The sequence below is a fragment of the Methyloceanibacter sp. wino2 genome (genome assembly GCF_003071365.1).
In the GTDB taxonomy this organism is placed as follows: Bacteria; Pseudomonadota; Alphaproteobacteria; order Rhizobiales; family Methyloligellaceae; genus Methyloceanibacter.
Window position 1 is genome coordinate 1,592,866 of the sequence record NZ_CP028960.1, and the last position, 17,287, is coordinate 1,610,152.

A 17,287-nucleotide genomic window follows, 5' to 3' on the forward strand; every position below is an offset into this window, starting at 1 on the left:
GCCCGCATTGACAAACACGCGCCTGGGGCCCTTATGTCCCTGATCGACGGTTGCTCGTTTCGAGCGAACAGGGAACGCGGTATGGAGGTTCTCCAAATCCGCGGCTGCCCCCGCAACTGTAAGCGGTGAGCCCATGGAACGGTTTCAACACCGGTCTTGGGCGCCCGAGCCATCGCCACTGGGGAGACCCCGGGAAGGCGGCGAAGGGAGAGACCCGCGAAGCCAGGAGACCTGCCGTCGATCTAGTCGTCCGCCGGGCGGGGTGCCTCTGCGACGGTTGGATCTTCGTCCGGCCCGAATCTGGGCCGACTTGCACCCTGTCTGCTGTGGCTTTCGCTTGAGATCGCCGAGGGATCTATCAGGGTGACATCTCCCCTAGACGCCAAGGACAGTGCCGCCAAGGTCCCGGACGGGCCGACCGTCTATGTCTGCGTGACCTGCCGCAAGCCAGGTGAGGACGGCGATGGCCCGCGCGCGGGGCTCCTGCTCGCCGAGGCCACCGCCGAGGCCGCGCGCGGGACGGGTGTCACTGTCCGCCAGGTCGAATGCCTTGCCAATTGCCGCCGCTCGCTCAGTGCCGCGATGCGGAAGAAAGACAGCTGGACTTATGTCTTCGGCGACTTGACCGCCCCGGACGATGCGGCAGCTCTCATCGACGGCGCGATGCTTCTCGCGGAGTCCGAAGACGGACTTCTGCCCTGGCGCGGCAGGCCCGACGCCCTGAAGGGCGGCCTCGTCGCCCGTGTTCCACCCCTCGTACTCGGCCCCATTCCGGAGGATTTCGAATGAATTCTGTCGCCCGCATTCCCTGCACGATCGTGACCGGCTTTCTCGGCTCGGGAAAGACCACGCTCATCCGCCACGTGCTTGCCAACACGGGCGGGCGGCGTCTGGCCGTGATCGTCAACGAATTCGGTGACGTCGGTATCGACGGCGAGATTCTCAAAGGCTGCGGGGACGAGAACTGCAGCGAAGAGAACATCGTCGAACTCGCCAATGGCTGCCTGTGCTGCACGGTCGCCGACGAGTTCGTGCCCGCGCTCGACGAGATCCTGGCGGCCGAGCCGCCGGTCGACCACATCGTCATCGAGACCTCCGGTCTCGCGCTGCCCAAGCCCCTGGTCCAAGCCTTCCATTGGCCGGCGATCAAGAACCGCGTGACGGTGGACGGGGTCGTGGCAGTCGTGGACGGCGCGGCGCTGGCCGACGGTCAAGTCTCCGCCGACATCGAAGCGCTCTCTGCGCAGCGCGCCGCCGACGATGCACTCGATCATGACGATCCCATTGAAGAGGTCTTCGAGGATCAAATCGCCTGTGCCGATCTGATTGTCCTCAACAAGCGCGATCTGCTCGATCCGGACGGGCTGCAGCGCGCCATGAAGACGGTGACCGACGCCCTGCCGCGCGGCATCGGTGTGGTGACCGTGTCGGAAGGAAAGGTCGACGCCACGGCCCTGCTCGGGCTCGGCATCGGCGCGGAAGACGACATCGAAAACCGCATGACCCATCACGACAGCGAAGAGGACCACGACCACGACGATTTCGATACGTTCGTGGTTCCGATCGCAGAGGTCACCGATCCCGCGGACATCACCAAGCGCATCGCCGATTTGGCCGAGGCGCATGATATCTTGCGCGTGAAGGGCTTCGCCGCCGTGACGGGCAAGCCGATGCGGCTGCTGATCCAGGCCGTGGGTCCGCGCGTGACCCACTATTTCGACCGCCCCTGGGACCAGGCCGAGGATCGCCAAGGCAAGGTCGTCGTGATCGGCTTGAAAGGCCTCGACCGCGAGGCGGTGGCCAGATCGTTGGCCGGGCACGAAGCCGTGGCCGGGTAACCGATAGGACCCTCGCATGCACCTCCTGCAGACAAGCAGCGCGACGCTCGACGACATCGCCGAGCCGATCGACCTGGGCCAGACGCCCGGCGATATCGCGGTCTTGTCTTTTACGGACAGCGACCTCTCGGGGCTTGCGGCCGCGTATGCGCACGAGCGCGAACAGGTGCCGTCCGTGCGGCTCGCGCATTTGCGTGACCTGCGCCATCCCATGTCCACCGATCTGTGGATCGAGACGGTCGCCCAGCACGCCAAGGTGATCGTGGTTCGGCTGTTGGGCGGGCTCGACTGGTGGCGCTACGGCGTCGACAGGTTGTCTACGATCGCCCGCGAGCGCGGCATCGCCCTCGCCATCCTGCCGGGCGAGGACCGCGACGACCCGCGCCTGTTCGAGCAGTCGACACTGGACGCAGCCGAGCTGCAGACTCTTCTGGCCTATTTCCGCGAGGGCGGAGTTGCGAACCTGCGCGCGCTGTTGCGGCGCCTGGCCCATCTTGGCGGCGCAGCGATCGAGGCGCCGGCCCCGCAGACCTTCCCGCGCATGGGCGCCTACCGGCCCGGCGCAGGCGTGTCCGATCTCGATGCCCTGCGCCCGCTGGGCGCAGAGCGAGGAGCCGTTGTTCCGATTCTTTTCTATCGCGCCTCGTTGCTGGCCGCCGACACCGGGCCGATCGATGCACTCTGCGGCGCACTGGAAGCACGCGGCCTCAATCCCATCCCGCTCTTCGTCCCCAGTCTCAAAGCGCCGGACGCGATCGCCTTCGTGCGGGACGCCTTCGAACGGCTCGACCCTTCGGTGATCGTGACGACGACAGCCTTTGCCGCCGGTGATGGTGTGTTCGACGGATGCGACGCGCCGGTTCTACAAGCGATCGTCGCCAATACGCGGCGCGAGGCTTGGGCCTCCAACCCGCGCGGGCTTGGACCGTCGGACCTTTCTATGCATGTGGTGCTGCCGGAGCTCGACGGGCGTGTCCTCGTCGGCACGCTCGGCTTCAAGGACAAGCGCGACAGAGATGACGCGCTCGGCTTCGAAGGCTTCGTCAGCAAGCCCGAACCCGATCGCGTCGAGGCCGTCGCCGACAAGATCGCCAAGCTCGCCCGCCTCCGGCAAACGCCGCGCGCGGACCGCAAGCTGGCGATCGTACTGCCGGACTACCCCGGCGCGGGCGGACGGGCCGCCTATGCGGTGGGGCTTGACGTGCCCGCGAGCGTGCTGGCCTGCCTATCGGATCTCAGGGACGCTGGATACACGGTTGAAAATGTTCCGGAGGACTCCCGCGCCCTTCTGGCCCGCCTGACCGACCCGGCTGCCGGCTTGAGCCTGACCCTCGAAGACTACGAGCGCCTTCTCGCAGCGCTGCCGGAATCCGTGGTCACGACCATGCGCGAGGCCTGGGGTGCGCCGGAAGAGGATCCCGATTTTCGCGACGGCGCCTTCCGCTTCAAGGCGGCCCGGTTCGGCAATGTCGTCGCCGCGCTTCCGCCCGACCGGGGCAAGACCACGGAGCGGCGCGCGGACTATCACGATCCGGTGCTGCCACCCCGCCATGCACTGCTCGCCTTCGGGCTCTGGCTGCAGCACGAGATCGGCGCCAACGCGGTTCTGCATCTCGGCGCGCACGGCACGCTGGAGTGGCTGCCGGGGCACGCGGTCGCGCTGACCGCATCCTGCTTCCCCGAAGCGGTGCTCGGCGCCTTGCCTGTGTTCTATCCCTTCATCGTCTCCAATCCTGGCGAAGCGGCGCAGGCCAAGCGGCGCGTCGCGGCCGTGACCATCGGCCACCTGCCACCGCCGCTCACGGGCACGGAGATGTCCGGCGCGGCGCTCGAGCTGGAGCAACTCGTCGACGAGTACGCGATTGCCGACGGGCTCGACACGCGGCGTCGCGACCGACTCGCTCTCCTCATCGTGGACAAGGCGAAAGAGACGGGCCTCGCCGCCGAGGCGGGTCTCGCTCAGGGTGAGTGCGAGCAGGAGGCCTTGCGCAAGATCGACACCTGGCTGTGCGATCTGAAGGATCTTGCCGTCAAGGACGGGCTGCACGTCTTCGGGCGCGATGCGCATACGGACGATTCCCACTGGCTCGCTTGCGCGGGGACGGAGCGCGCCGCGCTGCTCGATGCGCTCGACGGTAAGCGCGTGAAGCCGGGACCTGCCGGTGCGCCGGCCCGTGGACGCCGCGACGTGCTGCCGACCGGGCGCAATCTGTACACGGCCGATCCGCGCGTGCTGCCCACCCACACCGCCATGGAGCTCGGAACGCGGGCGGCCGGCGAGATCGTTCGGGGGTATATGCAAGACCACGGCGAGATGCCCCGCTCGCTCGTGATCGACCTCTGGGGCAGCTCCACTTTGCGGACAGGCGGCGAGGAGATCGCACAAGGCCTTGCTCTCATGGGTTGCCGGCCGGTGTGGGATCCCGCCACCGGCCGCGTCACCGGCGTCGAGGTCTTGCCGCCCGCAGCAATGGGACGGCCGCGTGTCGACGTCACCTTCCGCATCTCCGGCCTGTTCCGCGACCTCTTTCCGGCGCAGATCGCCCTTCTGGACGCCGCCGTCAAACTCGTGGCAGCGCGGGACGAAGATGCAGACGAGAACCCGCTGGCCGCTGCGGCCGCTCGCGAAGGCAACACCGCGCCTGCGCGCATCTTCGGCAATGCCCCAGGAGCGTATGGCGCGGGAATCGAAGACTTGCTCGGATCCGAGAGGGCCGAGAGCGTCTCGGACGACGCCTTGAGCGCGGCCTACCTCGCCGCCACATCGCACGTCTATGGCGGCGCCGAGGGCATGGGCACCGCCCGGCGCGGCGCCTTCGCCGACCGAGTGGCGGCAGCCGACCTCCTTGTGCATGTGAGCGACGACCCGACGCGGGACATCCTCGAAGGCGCCGAAGACGTCGCCCATGTCGGCGGATTTGCAGCCGCCGCGCGCGCACTCGGCGCCAGTCCCGATCTCGTCGTGCTCGATACGACCAACCCGGACGCACCCAGAGCCCGTCCGCTGCCGCAGGCCTTGGCCCGCATCGTCAGGGCGCGCGCGATCAGCCCGTCCTTCATCGAAGGCATGATGCGCCACGGCGCGCGCGGCGCGGCGGAGCTGGCGGAGACGGTTGACCGGCTCGCGGACTTCGCCGAGATCACGGATGCGGTTTCCGATAGCTTGTTCGATGCAATCCACGGGGCCTATCTTGCGGACCCCAACGTGCGGGATTTCCTGATCCGCGAAAACCTGCCGGCCGCCCGCGCCATCGCCGAACGCCTCGACGATGCACACCGCAAGGGGTTATGGCATCCGAAGCGGAACGATCTTTTGACAGACGACCTGTTGGGCGTCTCGGAGGCAGCGCAATGAGCGCGGAGCAGCATCACAGCGACGACAGGGGGACTCGACGCCCGCGAGGCGCATGCCCCCGCCTGTCCGAGCCCATGGAAACGGGTGACGGCCTGCTTGCGCGGATGGTTTTGTCGGGGCCGGTGCCGATCGAGGGCTTCGCCGCCCTTTGCGCGGCCGCACGGACCCATGGCAACGGGCTCATGGAGATCACGGCCCGGGGCAGTCTGCAGGTGCGGGGGCTGTCGGATAATTCCGCGCCGCGCTTCGCAGCTGCGGTCGAGGCGCTCGACATCCCGTTCGACGATCATGTCCCCGTGGTCGGGTCGCCGCTACCCGCGCACCCTCGGGCCGGCTTCAACGCTCAAGACCTCGCCTCTGAAATCCGCAACGGGATCGCGGAGCGCGCTCTCCGGCTCGCACCGAAAGTGTCTGTTGTCGTGGATGATGGCGGGCCCATCTCGCTCGATGGATTGGCGGCTGACGTTCGCCTGGTGCTGACGGATTCATCATCCGCACCGAAGGTTTCGGTCAGCCTTGGAGGCGACGGCGATACCGCTACGCCGCTTGGCGTCTCGCAGCCGGAGCGTGCGGGCACGGTTGCCGTCAATCTGCTCGCGGCCTTGGCGGCAAGCGGCGCCAAAGCACGGGCGCGCGATGTCGTCGCGCACGAGGGCACTGAACGGTTCCTGCGTGCAGCGGGGGATCATCTCGACACGGCCCCCACGCGGTCTGCTGCGCGGACCGCCGAAACTATCGGCCTCCACCGCCTGGCGGGCAGCGCCTGCGCGATCGGCGTGGCGCTTCCTTTCGGCCAGGCTCAGGCGCTCGACCTCATCGCGCTTGCCCGCATTGCCGGCGCCAACGGTGCGGACTGGGTGGCGCTGGCGCCCCAGCGGACGCTCCTTCTCGGCCCCATCGGTGAGATGACGGCCTTCGCGCTCGGGACGGCCGCCGACACGCTCGGTTTCATCGTCGATTCCCGCGACCCGCGGCGGCGCATTGCCGCCTGCGCGGGCGCACCCGCCTGCAGGTCGGGGCATATCCCGTCACGCGAACTCGCAGCGCGCATCGCCGAACGTCTGCCGCAAGGCACGTTCGCGCTTCACATTTCCGGTTGCAGCAAGGGCTGCGCCTATCCAAGACCGGCGCCGCTGACGATAATGGGCGCCGAGCAAGGTGCACGCATCATCGACGGCGATTCCGTTCGTAATGTGCCGACAAATGATGTGTATACGGATGACCTGATCGAGCAGATTGTGCGCCGGGTCGCCGCGGAGAACGAGAATGCTTGACTACGACTACATTCGCGACGGCACGGCGATTTACGAGCGTTCGTTCGCGATCATCCGCGAAGAGTCCGACCTATCGCGCTTCACGCCCGAGCAAGCCGACATCGCCGTGCGCATGATCCATGCGTGCGGCCGTGTGGATGCGGCCGAGTTCTTCGAGTTCTCCGACGACTTCGTGCCCGCCGCGCGCGAGGCGCTGCGGAACGGGGCGCCAATCTTTTGCGATGCGCAGATGGTGGCCCATGGCGTCACGCGGGCGCGGCTGCCCGCCGACAACGACGTGATCTGTACCTTGCGGGACGAGCGCACGCCCGAGATCGCTAAGCAACTCGGCACGACCCGTTCGGCGGCGGCGCTCGAGCTGTGGCGCGATCGGCTCGAGGGGGCGGTGGTCGCCATCGGCAATGCACCGACGGCGCTGTTCCATCTGCTGGAGATGATCGAGGCGGGCGGACCCAAGCCCGCCGCCATTCTCGGCGTGCCGGTCGGATTTGTCGGCGCGGCCGAATCAAAGGACGCCTTGGCGGCGCGGTCGCACGGCGTCCCCTGGCTTATCGTGCGCGGCCGCATGGGCGGCAGCGCCATGACGGCGGCGGCGCTGAATGCGCTCGCGCGCGAAGGCATATGAGGATGAGTGTATGAGCCGCATGACCGGCCGTTTGATCGGCGTGGGCGTCGGGCCCGGCGATCCGGAGCTTCTGACGGTGAAGGCGTTGAAGGCGCTTCAGTCGGCGGACGTGGTCGCCTATTTCGCGAAGGCTGGCAATAAGAGTAATGCGCGGCGGATTGTGGAAGGCCATTTGAACGGCGCCGAGGAGTTGCCGCTGCTCTATCCGGTTACCACCGAGATCCCCAAGGCGCACACCGCCTACCGCGACGCCATCGCGGACTTCTACGACGTCTCCGCGGCGGCGGTTGCTTCCTATCTCGACGACGGGCGGGACGTGGCCGTCCTGTCCGAAGGCGATCCGCTGTTCTACGGCTCCTACATGCATATCCATGTGCGGCTGAGCCAGCACTACCCGACGGAGGTGATCCCCGGCGTCACCGGCATGTCGGGCTGCTGGTCGTCCGCTGCCACACCCATCACCCAGGGCGACGATATCTTCACCGTGCTGCCGGGGACCTTGCCCGAAGTGGAACTCGAACGGCGGCTGGCCGACAGCGACGCCGCCGTGGTGATGAAGATCGGGCGGCACCTGGCCAAGATCCGCCGCGCCTGCGAACGGGCCGGATGCCTCGACCGGGCGATCTATGTGGAGCGCGGCACGATGACGAACTCGGCCGTGATGAAGCTCACCGACAAGTTGGACGTAACGGCGCCCTATTTCGCTATCGTCCTCGTGCCCGGCTGGGAGGAGCGCCGATGAGCGGACGCTTGACCGTTGTCGGGCTCGGTCCCGGCGACGACCGCTTCCTCACCCCTGAGGCGCGGGAGGCGCTTGCAAGCGCCGAGGCGCTTTACGGCTACGGCCCTTATCTCGACCGCGTTCCCATGCGCGAGGGACAGGCCCGCAATCCATCCGGCAATCGCGTCGAAGGCAACCGCGCGCAGGCCGCGCTCGCTCACGCGGCGGAAGGCGCCCATGTAGCCATGGTCTCGGGCGGCGATCCCGGCGTGTTCGCCATGGCCGCGGCCGTCTGCGGGGAGATCGAGGACGGACCGGAGGCTTGGCGTGCACTCGACCTGCGCATCCTCCCGGGCGTGACCGCCATGCTCGCCGTCGCCGCCCGTGCCGGTGCGCCGCTAGGACACGATTTCTGCGCCATCTCGCTGTCGGACAATCTCAAGCCCTGGGACCTGATCGAACGGCGCCTCGATGCGGCCGCCACGGGCGGTTTCGTGATCGCGTTCTACAATCCGATCTCCACGGCCCGACCCTGGCAGCTCGGCCAGGCCTTCGAACGTCTCGGGCGTCATCTTGCGCCGGAGACGCCCGTGGTATTCGGGCGCGCCGTCGGGCGCGCCGACGAAGCCGTGACCGTGACCACGCTGGACAAGGCGGCCGAGACGCCCGCGGACATGGCGACGCTCATCATCGTCGGCTCGCCGGAGACCCGCGTGATCGCCCGCGACGGGCAGCCGCCGCTCGTCTACACGCCGCGCATGGCCGCCACGGTGAGCGCATGATCGCACCATGCGAGAGCCTCGCTGACGGTGGCAACCGACGGCGCCTCGGGCAGGTCCGGGCGCCGGATCATCACGACGGGAAGGTGGAGCGCCCGCGCCGCCGCGATCTTGCCGTAGCTGGCCTCGCCCCCGCTGTTCTTGGACACGACGACCTCGATTCCGTGCTGCTCGAGCAAGCCCCGGTCGTCCGCTTCGCTGAACGGCCCGCGCGCCGTCACGTATTCCGCATTGGGAACCGCGAGCGGCGGATCGATGGGATCGACGCTACGCACGAGATAGGTGTGCTGCGGCGCGCTCTCGAATGGCGCGATGTCCTTGCGGCCAAGGGCGAGAAACACGCGCACAGGGTCGGGTCCCAATGCGGCAGCGGCCTCGGCGACCGTCGCGACCTCGATCCAGCGATCTCCCGGAACGGCGACCCAAGGCGCACGCCGCAGCGCCAGGAACGAGACGCCGGTCTTCTCCGCCGCCAGTTCCGCGTTTGCCGAGATTCGATCCGCGTAGGGGTGGGTCGCATCGATCAGCATGCCGATGTTTTCCGCTTGGATGAAACCAGCAAGACCTTCGGCGCCGCCAAACCCGCCAACGCGTGTCGGCACACCTTGGGCGCGGGGCGCGGCCGTGCTGCCTGCCAGCGACAACGTGACCTCGACATCGCCGCGCGCATCAAGTGCCCCGGCGAGCTTACGCGACTCCGTGGTGCCTCCGAGAATGAGGATGTTCATGTCCGGTCCTAGTCCGTTTGCGGCGGAGCCTGCCCCATTGCAGCGGTGGCTGTCCATCGTTGGTATCGGCGAGGATGGGATCGACGGCCTTGGCCGCGGGGCCCGCGACCTCATCGAGAACGCGGAAATCGTGTTCGGGGGCGTGCGCCACCTCGCGCTTGCCGCGCCGCTCATTCGCGGCGAGGCCAAGCCCTGGCCCTCGCCCTTCTCCTTGGCGCCGGGGCAGGTGGTGGCCTTGCGGGGACGCCGGGTCTGCGTCCTCGCCTCCGGCGATCCCTTCTTCTATGGCGTGGGCGCGACGCTCGCGGTCCATATCGCGGCCGACGAGACATGGGTGGTGCCGGCGCCGTCTTCCTTCAGCCTTGCCGCCGCGCGGATGGGCTGGCCGCTTCAGGAGGCGACGATCGTCTCCGTGCATGGCCGTGCGCTCGACCGCATTCGGCCGCATTTGCATCCAGGCGCGAAGCTCCTTGCCCTGACGTCGGATGCCGAAGGCCCGGCGGCCTTGGCGCAACTCCTCGCTGAAGCTGGCTTCGGCCCATCGCGTATGACCGTGCTGGAAGCGTTGGGCGGCCCGCGCGAGCGCGTGCGGGCAGCGGAGGCCCAAAGTTTCGACCTGACCGATGTCGCCGCGCTCAACACCGTCGCCATCGACGTGGCGGCCGAGCCAGGCGCGCGCGTCCTTAGCTATACGCCCGGTCTAAGCGACGACCTGTTCGAGCATGACGGCCAGATCACCAAGCGCGAGGTCCGGGCTTTGACCCTCTCCTCGCTGGCCCCCCGGCATGGCGAACTCCTGTGGGATGTCGGTGCCGGCTCCGGGTCGATCGGGATCGAGTGGCTGCTCGCGGACGCCTCGCTTCAGGCGATCGCTATCGAGGCGGACGAAGCGCGTGCCGCGCGCGCCGAACGCAATGCCGCTGCCTTCGGCGTGCCACATCTCGATGTGAGACAGGCCCGCGCGCCGGAAGCGCTTGCCGATTTGCCGACACCCGACGCGATCTTCGTCGGAGGCGGTGGCAGTGGCGATGGCGTGCTCGACACATGTCTCAATGCGCTGAAGCCCGGCGGCCGTCTTGTGGCCAACGCGGTGACGCTCGAGACGGAATCGGAACTCATCGCGAGGCATGCCGCGCGGGGCGGAACGTTGACCCGCGTGGCCATCTCGCGCGCGGACGCCGTTGGTGGAAAGACCGGCTGGCGTACGGCAATGCCCGTGACGCAATGGACCTGGGAGAAAGTATGATTGTCGCTGGAATCGGCTGCCGCAAAGGCGCCACGGCTCAGGAGATCGACGCGGCTATCGAGGCGGCCCTCGCGGAGACGGGACAGACGCGCGCGGCGTTGACGTCGCTCGCCACGTCGGACGGCAAGGGCAGCGAGCCGGGCCTCGTCGATGCCGCCGCCGCGTGCGGCCTCGAACTCATCCTCATCAAGCCTGCGGCTCTGGAAGCGGCGGGCCCGCGCACCCAGTCCTTCTCGCCGAGGGTCAAGGAGATGTTCGGCGTACCGTCCGTCGCCGAAGCCGCAGCGCTCGCCGCAGCCGGACCCGAGTCCGCCCTGTTCGGCCCCCGCACGATCGTCGGGCCCGTGACCTGCGCCATCGCGGGCACCGCCCCGAAGACGTGACCGTTCACTTCATAGGGGCGGGACCCGGCGCCGCGGACCTCATCACGGTGCGCGGCCGCGATCTCATCGCGCGTTGCCCGGTCTGCCTCTATGCCGGATCGATCGTCTCTGAGGAGCTACTCGCCTACTGCCCTGCGGACGCGCGCATCGTGAACACCGCGCCGATGTCGCTCGACGAGATCGAGGCCGAATACGTGGCAGCACACGACCAAGGACACGACGTGGCGCGGCTCCATTCGGGGGATCTATCGGTCTACAGCGCCGTGGCCGAGCAGATGCGCCGGCTCGATGCGCGCGGCATTCCCTATACGCTGACGCCGGGCGTTCCGGCTTTCGCCGCCGCGGCCGCCGCGCTCCGGTGCGAATTGACGGTCCCGGAAGTTGCGCAGAGCGTGGTGCTGACGCGCGTGTCCGGCCGAGCCTCGAAGATGCCGGACGGCGAGAGCCTCGAAGCCTTCGCCGCCACCGGCGCGACGCTCGCCATTCATCTGGCCATTCACGCGCTTCCCGCCATCGTCGAGACCCTGCTGCCGTACTATGGCGCGGACTGCCCCGCCGCCATCGTCGCCCATGCTAGCCACGCGAATGAAACTATCCTGCGCGGGACACTGGCCACGCTTTGCCCGCAGCTCGAGGCCAACCCCATCGAGCGCACGGCGATGATCCTGGTAGGCCCGGCGCTCGCCGCCTCCGACTTCAGAGAGAGCGCCCTCTACGATCCGGACTATCGTCGCCGCTACCGGGGAGGCCCTGCATGAGCGGCGGGGGGCTCGTCGTCGCTGCCCACAAATCGGGCGCCGGTAAGACTACGCTGACGCTGGCGCTGCTGGCCGCCCTCAAGCGCCGTGGCTTGGCGGTGCATGCGGCCAAGGCGGGACCGGACTATATCGACCCCGCCTTCCACGAGCGGGCTACCGGCCACGGCAGCGTCAATCTCGACAGCTGGGCCATGCCGCCGGGACTGTTGAACGCCCTCATGAGCGGGGCCACGAGCGAGGCCGATATCGTCGTGGTGGAAGGGGTCATGGGCCTGTTCGACGGAATCGCTGGCGCAGCCGGCCGCACCGGTGCGACTGCCGATCTTGCGGCCCGTTTCGGGCTGCCGGTTGTCTTGGTGATCGACGTCACGTCGCAGGCCCAATCCGCAGCCGCGCTTCTCAGGGGTTTCGCCACCCATGACCCGGCCGTGCAGATTGCCGGCGTGGTGCTCAATCGCGTGGCAAGTGAGCGGCACGCAAAGTTGGTGTCACGCGCGATCGAGGCGTTGCGCATCCCGATTCTCGGCATGCTCCCGCGCGACAAGACCGTGACCTTGCCGGAACGGCATCTGGGTCTCGTCCAGGCCGGCGAGCATGACGATCTGGACGACAGGTTTGCGGCCTTGGCCGCGCTGGCGGAGGCACATCTCGATGTCGATGCGGTCCTCGCCCTCGCGCGGCCACCTCTCCTGCAAAGCGACGCGGTTTCGGGCCGCCTGGCCCCGCCTGGCATGCGCATCGCGGTGGCGCAGGACGCGGCCTTCACGTTCCTCTATCCGCATCTCGTTCAGGGCTGGCGGGACCAAGGCGCGACCCTCGTGCCGTTCTCGCCGCTGGCGGACGAAGGACCGGATCCCGGTTGCGATTCGTGCTGGCTTCCGGGCGGTTACCCAGAACTGCATGCGGGCCGGATCGCCGCCGCTAGCGGCTTCACGTGCAAGCTCGCGGCCTTTGCCGAGACGCGGCCCGTGCACGGGGAGTGCGGCGGGTACATGGTTCTGGGTAAGGGGCTGGTGGACGCGGACGGTGTCCGCCACGCCATGACCGGACTTTTGAGCCACGCCACGAGCTTTGCGGATCGAAAGATGCATCTCGGCTATCGCGAAGCGAAGCTGCTAGAGCCGTCGGTGCTCGGGGGCATCGGCGCGCGTGTGCGCGGCCACGAATATCATTATGCCCGCGTGATCGAACCGGGAGACGATGCCCCGTTGGCCGCGCTCGCCGACGGCGAAGGAACACCGATCGGCTCTTCAGGCGGACGGCGCGGCACCGTCACCGGCACCTTCTTCCACGCGATCGCAGCTGCGTAGCTAGGACGCGGCCTTCCCCGAGACCTGAGCTTCGTCGAAGGTGGCCATGCCCGTGTGACACGCGAGCGCTGCGCGGAGGATCAGCAGCGCCACGCTGGCGCCCGTGCCTTCGCCAAGCCGCATGCCGAGATCGAGAAGCGGTGTCATACCGAGTTCGCGCAAGAGCAATTCGTGTCCGGCATCCGCCGATTTGTGCCCGACCCGCGCGTGATCGAGGGCGTCGGCCCTTAAAGCTTTGAGCGGCGCCACCGCCGACGAACTCACCATACCGTCGATCAGCACCGGTACGCGCTTGTGACGGGCGGCAAGACACGCGCCCATCATGGCGGCAAGCTCCCGTCCCCCGACGGCAGCCGCCGCGCACAAGGGATCGCCCAAAACATCGGAATGGCAGAGCAGGGCCTGCTGGATCACGGCACGCTTGCGGCCGAAGCCGTCCTTGCCGACACCGGTGCCGGTGCTGATGAAGCGGGCGCCACCGCCGAAAAGCGCGCCGGAAAGCGCGGCGGCGGCGGTGGTGTTGCTGATGCCCATCTCGCCCAGGATGATCAGATCCGCGCCGTCGGGCACCTGGTCGTAACCGGTCCCCACGGCGTCCAGAAACTCGTCCTCGCTCATGGCAGGGGCTTCGGTGAAATCGGCGGTCGGCCGGTCGAGATCGAGCGGCGTCACGCGCAAAGCTGCCCCATTGACGCGGGCGAGCTGATTGATGGCCGCGCCGCCGGCGGCGAAGTTGGCCACCATCTGCACCGTGACTTCGGGCGGATAGGCCGAGACGCCTTGGGCCGCCACGCCATGATTGCCGGCGAAGATCAGAATTTCGCACTTCTCCAAGGCGGGCGGATTGCGCCCCTGCCAGGCCGCGAGCCAAGCCGTCAGCTCTTCCAGCCGCCCAAGCGAGCCCGGCGGTTTGGTCAGCTGGGCTTCGCGCGCGGCGGCAGCGTCCGCGGCGGATTGATCAGGCGCTGGCAGGTCGAGACAGGCGGCGCGCAACTGTTTGAGAGAAGAAAATCGGGACATTTCAGCGTAGGGTCGCAAAAGTAAGTCTGGAAAGACGGGGGAATTCAACTCTATGGGCGGCATTACCACGGACCTCCGGGCGGGCCTAGCCTTTTGCACGCGGCTGCCTGTCACGGCGCCGGCGGACGCCCGGCTGGCCGACGCCGCCTGGACGTTCCCAATCGCCGGTGCCGTCGTCGGTTTGATCGGCGGCGTGGTGCTCTACGTGGCGTTGGCGCTCAATCTGCCGCCCTTCGTGACGGCGACGCTGGCCGTTGCCGCCACGGCGCTGGCGACGGGATGCCTTCATGAGGACGGGCTGGCCGACACGGCCGATGGGTTCGGCGGCGGCCACGAGCGCGCGCGGGTGCTGGAGATCCTGCGCGACAGCCGGATCGGCACCTATGGCGTCATCGCCCTCATCGTGTCCTTCCTGTTGCGCGTCGGCGCTTTGTCGAGCCTTGCCGCCGCCGGTGCGGGCCCGGCCATTCTCGCACTGATCGCCGCCCATGCGGGGGCAAGGGGGCGTTGCCGCTTTTCATGCGGGCCGTTCCGCGGGCCCGGGAGGACGGATTGTCGGCGGGCGCGGGCCAGCCCAGCGCGAACGTGGCGGCCGGCGCCCTCGCCCTCGGCATTGTCGTGATGCTCGTGTGCCTCGGGTTCGGCGCGACCCTTGTCTCGGCTGTCCTGGTCGCGGTGGCGCTTGTTTTGCTTGCACGGATGGCGATCCGGAAAATCGGCGGGCAGACAGGCGATGTTCTGGGCACGGCCGAACAAGCCGGCGAAGTCTTGATCCTGCTCACGGCGGCCGCGCTGCCCTGAGGCGAAGATCGGGTCGCTGGAGCCGTCAGGGTAACCAAATCGCTAAGACCCGCGTAAGACGGTCGAAAGACTGCCGTGGTATGGTGTGCACGTCGTTGCTTGAGAGCGGCCACGAGATGCATCCGGCCAGAAGGAGTTCTGTCCCATGCGAATTGCGATTGCAGCCCTCGTTATGGTTGGTGCAGCTTGGCTTGCCGCTACGCCCGCACGCGCGGCGCCCGTGCCGCTGTCCAGCACCGCGGCCCACACGATCGCCGAGGACGCCGGAGCGATGGTGACGACGGTCGCCAAACGCAAGCGTAAGACCGTGCGGCGCAGCGCGCGCAAGTGCGGCTGGCAATGCAAGCGCTATTGGCGCCCCTACCAATACCGCTATTGGAAGTTCTACTATCCGTACGGCGGACCGCTGTTCAGTTCCGGGCGCTGACCCGATTCACAGGGCTGCGTTGCACGGGGCTGCAATAAAAGAGTGACACGGCGCCGTGCCCTTGTGGCAGAGTGCGCCGCGTGACGCCGCCTGTTTCCGCCATAACCACCCGCGCCCTTGCGCTTTTCGAGGCTGCCCGCGCCCGCCCCGGCGCGCCTACGGTCCTTCCCGGCCGGCTCTTCGTCGTCGACGTCGAGCGCCAGACGGCGACGCTGATCGAGAACGGCGCGGCTGTGGGATCTTGGCCGGTCTCCACGGCGCTTAAAGGGATCGGCGGCGAAGAGAACTCTTTCAAGACGCCGCCGGGCTGGCACCGCATCGACCGGAAGATCGGCGCCGGCGCAGAGGCGGGCACGGTGTTCTCCTCCCGCGAACCGACCGGCGAACGCTGGCAGGGCGAGACTTGCGAGTCCGATCTCATCCTCACACGGATCCTGACCCTGGATGGCCTCGAGGGCGGCGTGAACCGCGGGCCGGGCTGCGACTCCCTTGAGCGCTACATCTACATCCACGGCTCCAACCACGAGGAGCACATCGGGCGCCCGGCCTCGTGCGGCTGTGTCCGCATGAGCAACACCGATGTCACCGCCCTGTTCGACGCGGCCCAGGAGGGCGACCTCATTCTGATCGCGCCGTCGGAGAGCCGCGAAATCCCCGATCTGTCGTCGGGCCGTTTTCATTATGCGGGTCTCGGCGGCTCCGGCATGAGCGCCCTCGCCCAGTTTCAGGCGATGAAGGGCGGACGCGTGAGCGGCAGCGACCGCGCTTTCGACCAGGGTGAGCGCGCGGCTGTTCGCGCCCAATTCGAAGCGTTGGGTATCGGCGTGTTCGCCCAAGACGGCAGCGGGATCGGGGAAGACTGCGCCGCGCTCGTGGTGTCGACGGCGGTGGAAGAAACGGTGCCCGATTTCGCCGCGGCGAAAACCCGTGGTGTGCCGATCGTGCACCGCTCCGAGATGCTCGCCCATTTCGTCGGCGCCTACCGATCCATCGCGGTGACGGGTACGAGCGGGAAGTCGACCGTCACGGGCATGACGTTCGAGATCCTGCGTGGGATTGGCGCCGATCCGTCCGTCATCACCGGCGGCGACCTGCCGGCGCTGCAAGCCGAGGGACTGATCGGCAATGCCTTCGCCGGTGCCTCCGACCTCCTCGTGGTCGAGGCGGATGAGAGCGACGGTTCCCTCGTCCGCTACGCGCCGTCGATCGGCATCATCCTCAACCTGCAACGCGACCACAAAGAGATGGAGGAGGTGGCGGCCATGTTCGCCACGCTGCGCGCGCGGACCCGCGAAACCCTCGTCGTAGGCGACGATGCGAACCTCGACGCGTTTTCTGGCGGCGCGATCCGCTTCGGCCTCAGCGAGCGGGCGGACATTCGCGCGGTCAACGTGGAGCACAGCGCCGACGGCGCGCGCTTCGAGGTGGAGGGCATCTCGTTCGCGATTCCCGTTCCCGGGCTGCACAACGTGACCAACGCGCTTGCCGCCATCGCGGCTTGCCGCGCCGCGGGTCTGCCGCTGGAAGGGATGGCGGAGCCGCTTGCGGGCTTCTCGGGCATCGGGCGGCGGTTCCAAACGATCGGCCGCATGAACGGAATTGAGGTCGTGGACGACTTCGCCCACAACGCGGAGAAGATCGCCGCCGCGATCCGGACAGCGAAACTGCGCGGACGCCGCGTGCTCGCGATCTACCAGCCGCACGGCTACGGGCCGACGCGCTTCCTGTGGCGGGACTTCGTGCGCACGTTCTCGGGCGAACTCGCCCCGGACGACCAGCTCTTCATGCTCGAAGTGTTCTACGCGGGCGGCACGGCCACGCGTGACTTCTCGGCCGCGGACATCGTGGCCGAGATCGCTGGCGCAGGGACGCAGGCTGCATTCGCGCCTTCGCGAGACTGGCTGATCGAGGCGATCGCGAACGAGGCGCGCGAAGGCGACGTCGTTCTTGTCATGGGCGCCCGCGATCCATCGCTCACGGCTTTCGCACGTGACATTCTAGGTGCGATCGAGAGAGCCTAGC

The 17,287-nt window shown here is 68.1% G+C and carries 15 protein-coding genes, 1 pseudogene and 1 riboswitch; of the genes and pseudogenes, 14 read left to right on the forward strand and 2 right to left on the reverse strand.

Annotation, left to right across the window (positions count from 1 at the left end):
* The first annotated feature begins 30 nt into the window (after positions 1-30).
* Positions 31-254, forward strand: a riboswitch (cobalamin riboswitch).
* A 109-nt stretch (positions 255-363) separates the two neighbouring features.
* The 7 genes from DCY11_RS07410 to DCY11_RS07440 are packed head-to-tail and all read left to right on the forward strand — an operon-like array spanning position 364 to position 8,595.
* Positions 364-789, forward strand: a complete 426-nt coding sequence (locus tag DCY11_RS07410; RefSeq protein WP_245409489.1) for a DUF1636 domain-containing protein — start codon at positions 364-366, stop codon at positions 787-789.
* Positions 786-1,838 (forward strand): cobalamin biosynthesis protein CobW, encoded by a 1,053-nt coding sequence (gene cobW / locus DCY11_RS07415; RefSeq protein ID WP_108682336.1) that lies wholly within the window; start codon positions 786-788, stop codon positions 1,836-1,838. The genes DCY11_RS07410 and cobW overlap by 4 nt, the downstream gene beginning before the upstream one ends.
* A gap of 16 nt (positions 1,839-1,854) precedes the next feature.
* Positions 1,855-5,193: a cobaltochelatase subunit CobN gene (gene cobN, locus DCY11_RS07420; protein ID WP_108682338.1), complete on the forward strand. Its 3,339-nt coding sequence runs from the start codon at positions 1,855-1,857 to the stop codon at positions 5,191-5,193.
* Positions 5,190-6,467, forward strand: coding sequence for a precorrin-3B synthase (gene cobG, locus DCY11_RS07425; protein ID WP_159079865.1), 1,278 nt, complete (start codon positions 5,190-5,192; stop codon positions 6,465-6,467). Before cobN ends, cobG begins: the two co-directional genes overlap by 4 nt.
* Positions 6,460-7,092, forward strand: a complete 633-nt coding sequence (locus tag DCY11_RS07430; RefSeq protein ID WP_108682342.1) for a precorrin-8X methylmutase — start codon at positions 6,460-6,462, stop codon at positions 7,090-7,092. The genes cobG and DCY11_RS07430 overlap by 8 nt, the downstream gene beginning before the upstream one ends.
* 10 nt (positions 7,093-7,102) lie before the next feature.
* On the forward strand, positions 7,103-7,834 hold the full coding sequence (locus DCY11_RS07435) for a precorrin-2 C(20)-methyltransferase (RefSeq protein WP_108682344.1): 732 nt from the start codon (positions 7,103-7,105) through the stop codon (positions 7,832-7,834).
* Positions 7,831-8,595: a precorrin-3B C(17)-methyltransferase gene (locus DCY11_RS07440; protein WP_108682346.1), complete on the forward strand. Its 765-nt coding sequence runs from the start codon at positions 7,831-7,833 to the stop codon at positions 8,593-8,595. Before DCY11_RS07435 ends, DCY11_RS07440 begins: the two co-directional genes overlap by 4 nt.
* On the opposite strand, the gene DCY11_RS07445 is transcribed toward DCY11_RS07440, so the two are convergent.
* Positions 8,559-9,320, reverse strand: coding sequence for a cobalt-precorrin-6A reductase (locus DCY11_RS07445; protein WP_108682348.1), 762 nt, complete (start codon positions 9,318-9,320; stop codon positions 8,559-8,561). The genes DCY11_RS07440 and DCY11_RS07445 overlap by 37 nt on opposite strands.
* Here DCY11_RS07445 and cbiE point away from each other — a divergent pair.
* Genes cbiE through DCY11_RS07465 form a run of 4 tightly spaced genes read left to right on the forward strand, consistent with a single transcriptional unit; the run spans position 9,319 to position 13,017 of the window.
* Positions 9,319-10,566 (forward strand): precorrin-6y C5,15-methyltransferase (decarboxylating) subunit CbiE, encoded by a 1,248-nt coding sequence (gene cbiE / locus DCY11_RS07450; protein WP_108682350.1) that lies wholly within the window; start codon positions 9,319-9,321, stop codon positions 10,564-10,566. The two genes, DCY11_RS07445 and cbiE, sit on opposite strands and share 2 nt — an antisense overlap.
* On the forward strand, positions 10,563-10,949 hold the full coding sequence (locus tag DCY11_RS07455; protein WP_108682352.1) for a cobalamin biosynthesis protein: 387 nt from the start codon (positions 10,563-10,565) through the stop codon (positions 10,947-10,949). The genes cbiE and DCY11_RS07455 overlap by 4 nt, the downstream gene beginning before the upstream one ends.
* Positions 10,946-11,707 carry a precorrin-4 C(11)-methyltransferase gene (gene cobM / locus DCY11_RS07460; RefSeq protein ID WP_108682354.1) on the forward strand — a complete coding sequence of 254 codons (762 nt, stop codon included), beginning with the start codon at positions 10,946-10,948 and terminating at the stop codon, positions 11,705-11,707. The genes DCY11_RS07455 and cobM overlap by 4 nt, the downstream gene beginning before the upstream one ends.
* Positions 11,704-13,017, forward strand: coding sequence for a cobyrinate a,c-diamide synthase (locus DCY11_RS07465; protein WP_108682356.1), 1,314 nt, complete (start codon positions 11,704-11,706; stop codon positions 13,015-13,017). The genes cobM and DCY11_RS07465 overlap by 4 nt, the downstream gene beginning before the upstream one ends.
* On the opposite strand, the gene cobT is transcribed toward DCY11_RS07465, so the two are convergent.
* Positions 13,018-14,037 (reverse strand): nicotinate-nucleotide--dimethylbenzimidazole phosphoribosyltransferase, encoded by a 1,020-nt coding sequence (cobT, locus tag DCY11_RS07470; RefSeq protein WP_108682358.1) that lies wholly within the window; start codon positions 14,035-14,037, stop codon positions 13,018-13,020.
* Positions 14,038-14,089: 52 nt separating this feature from the next.
* On the opposite strand from cobT, the pseudogene cobS reads away from it, so the two are divergent.
* The 3 genes and pseudogenes from cobS (at position 14,090) to DCY11_RS07485 (ending at position 17,286) form a co-directional block, all read left to right on the forward strand.
* Positions 14,090-14,838: pseudogene (gene cobS / locus DCY11_RS07475) on the forward strand (adenosylcobinamide-GDP ribazoletransferase).
* A gap of 145 nt (positions 14,839-14,983) precedes the next feature.
* Complete coding sequence (locus DCY11_RS07480) at positions 14,984-15,265, forward strand: hypothetical protein (protein WP_159079866.1); 282 nt, start codon at positions 14,984-14,986, stop codon at positions 15,263-15,265.
* 80 nt (positions 15,266-15,345) lie between these two features.
* Positions 15,346-17,286 carry a glutamate ligase domain-containing protein gene (locus DCY11_RS07485; RefSeq protein WP_159079867.1) on the forward strand — a complete coding sequence of 647 codons (1,941 nt, stop codon included), beginning with the start codon at positions 15,346-15,348 and terminating at the stop codon, positions 17,284-17,286.
* The last annotated feature ends 1 nt before the right edge of the window (position 17,287 follow it).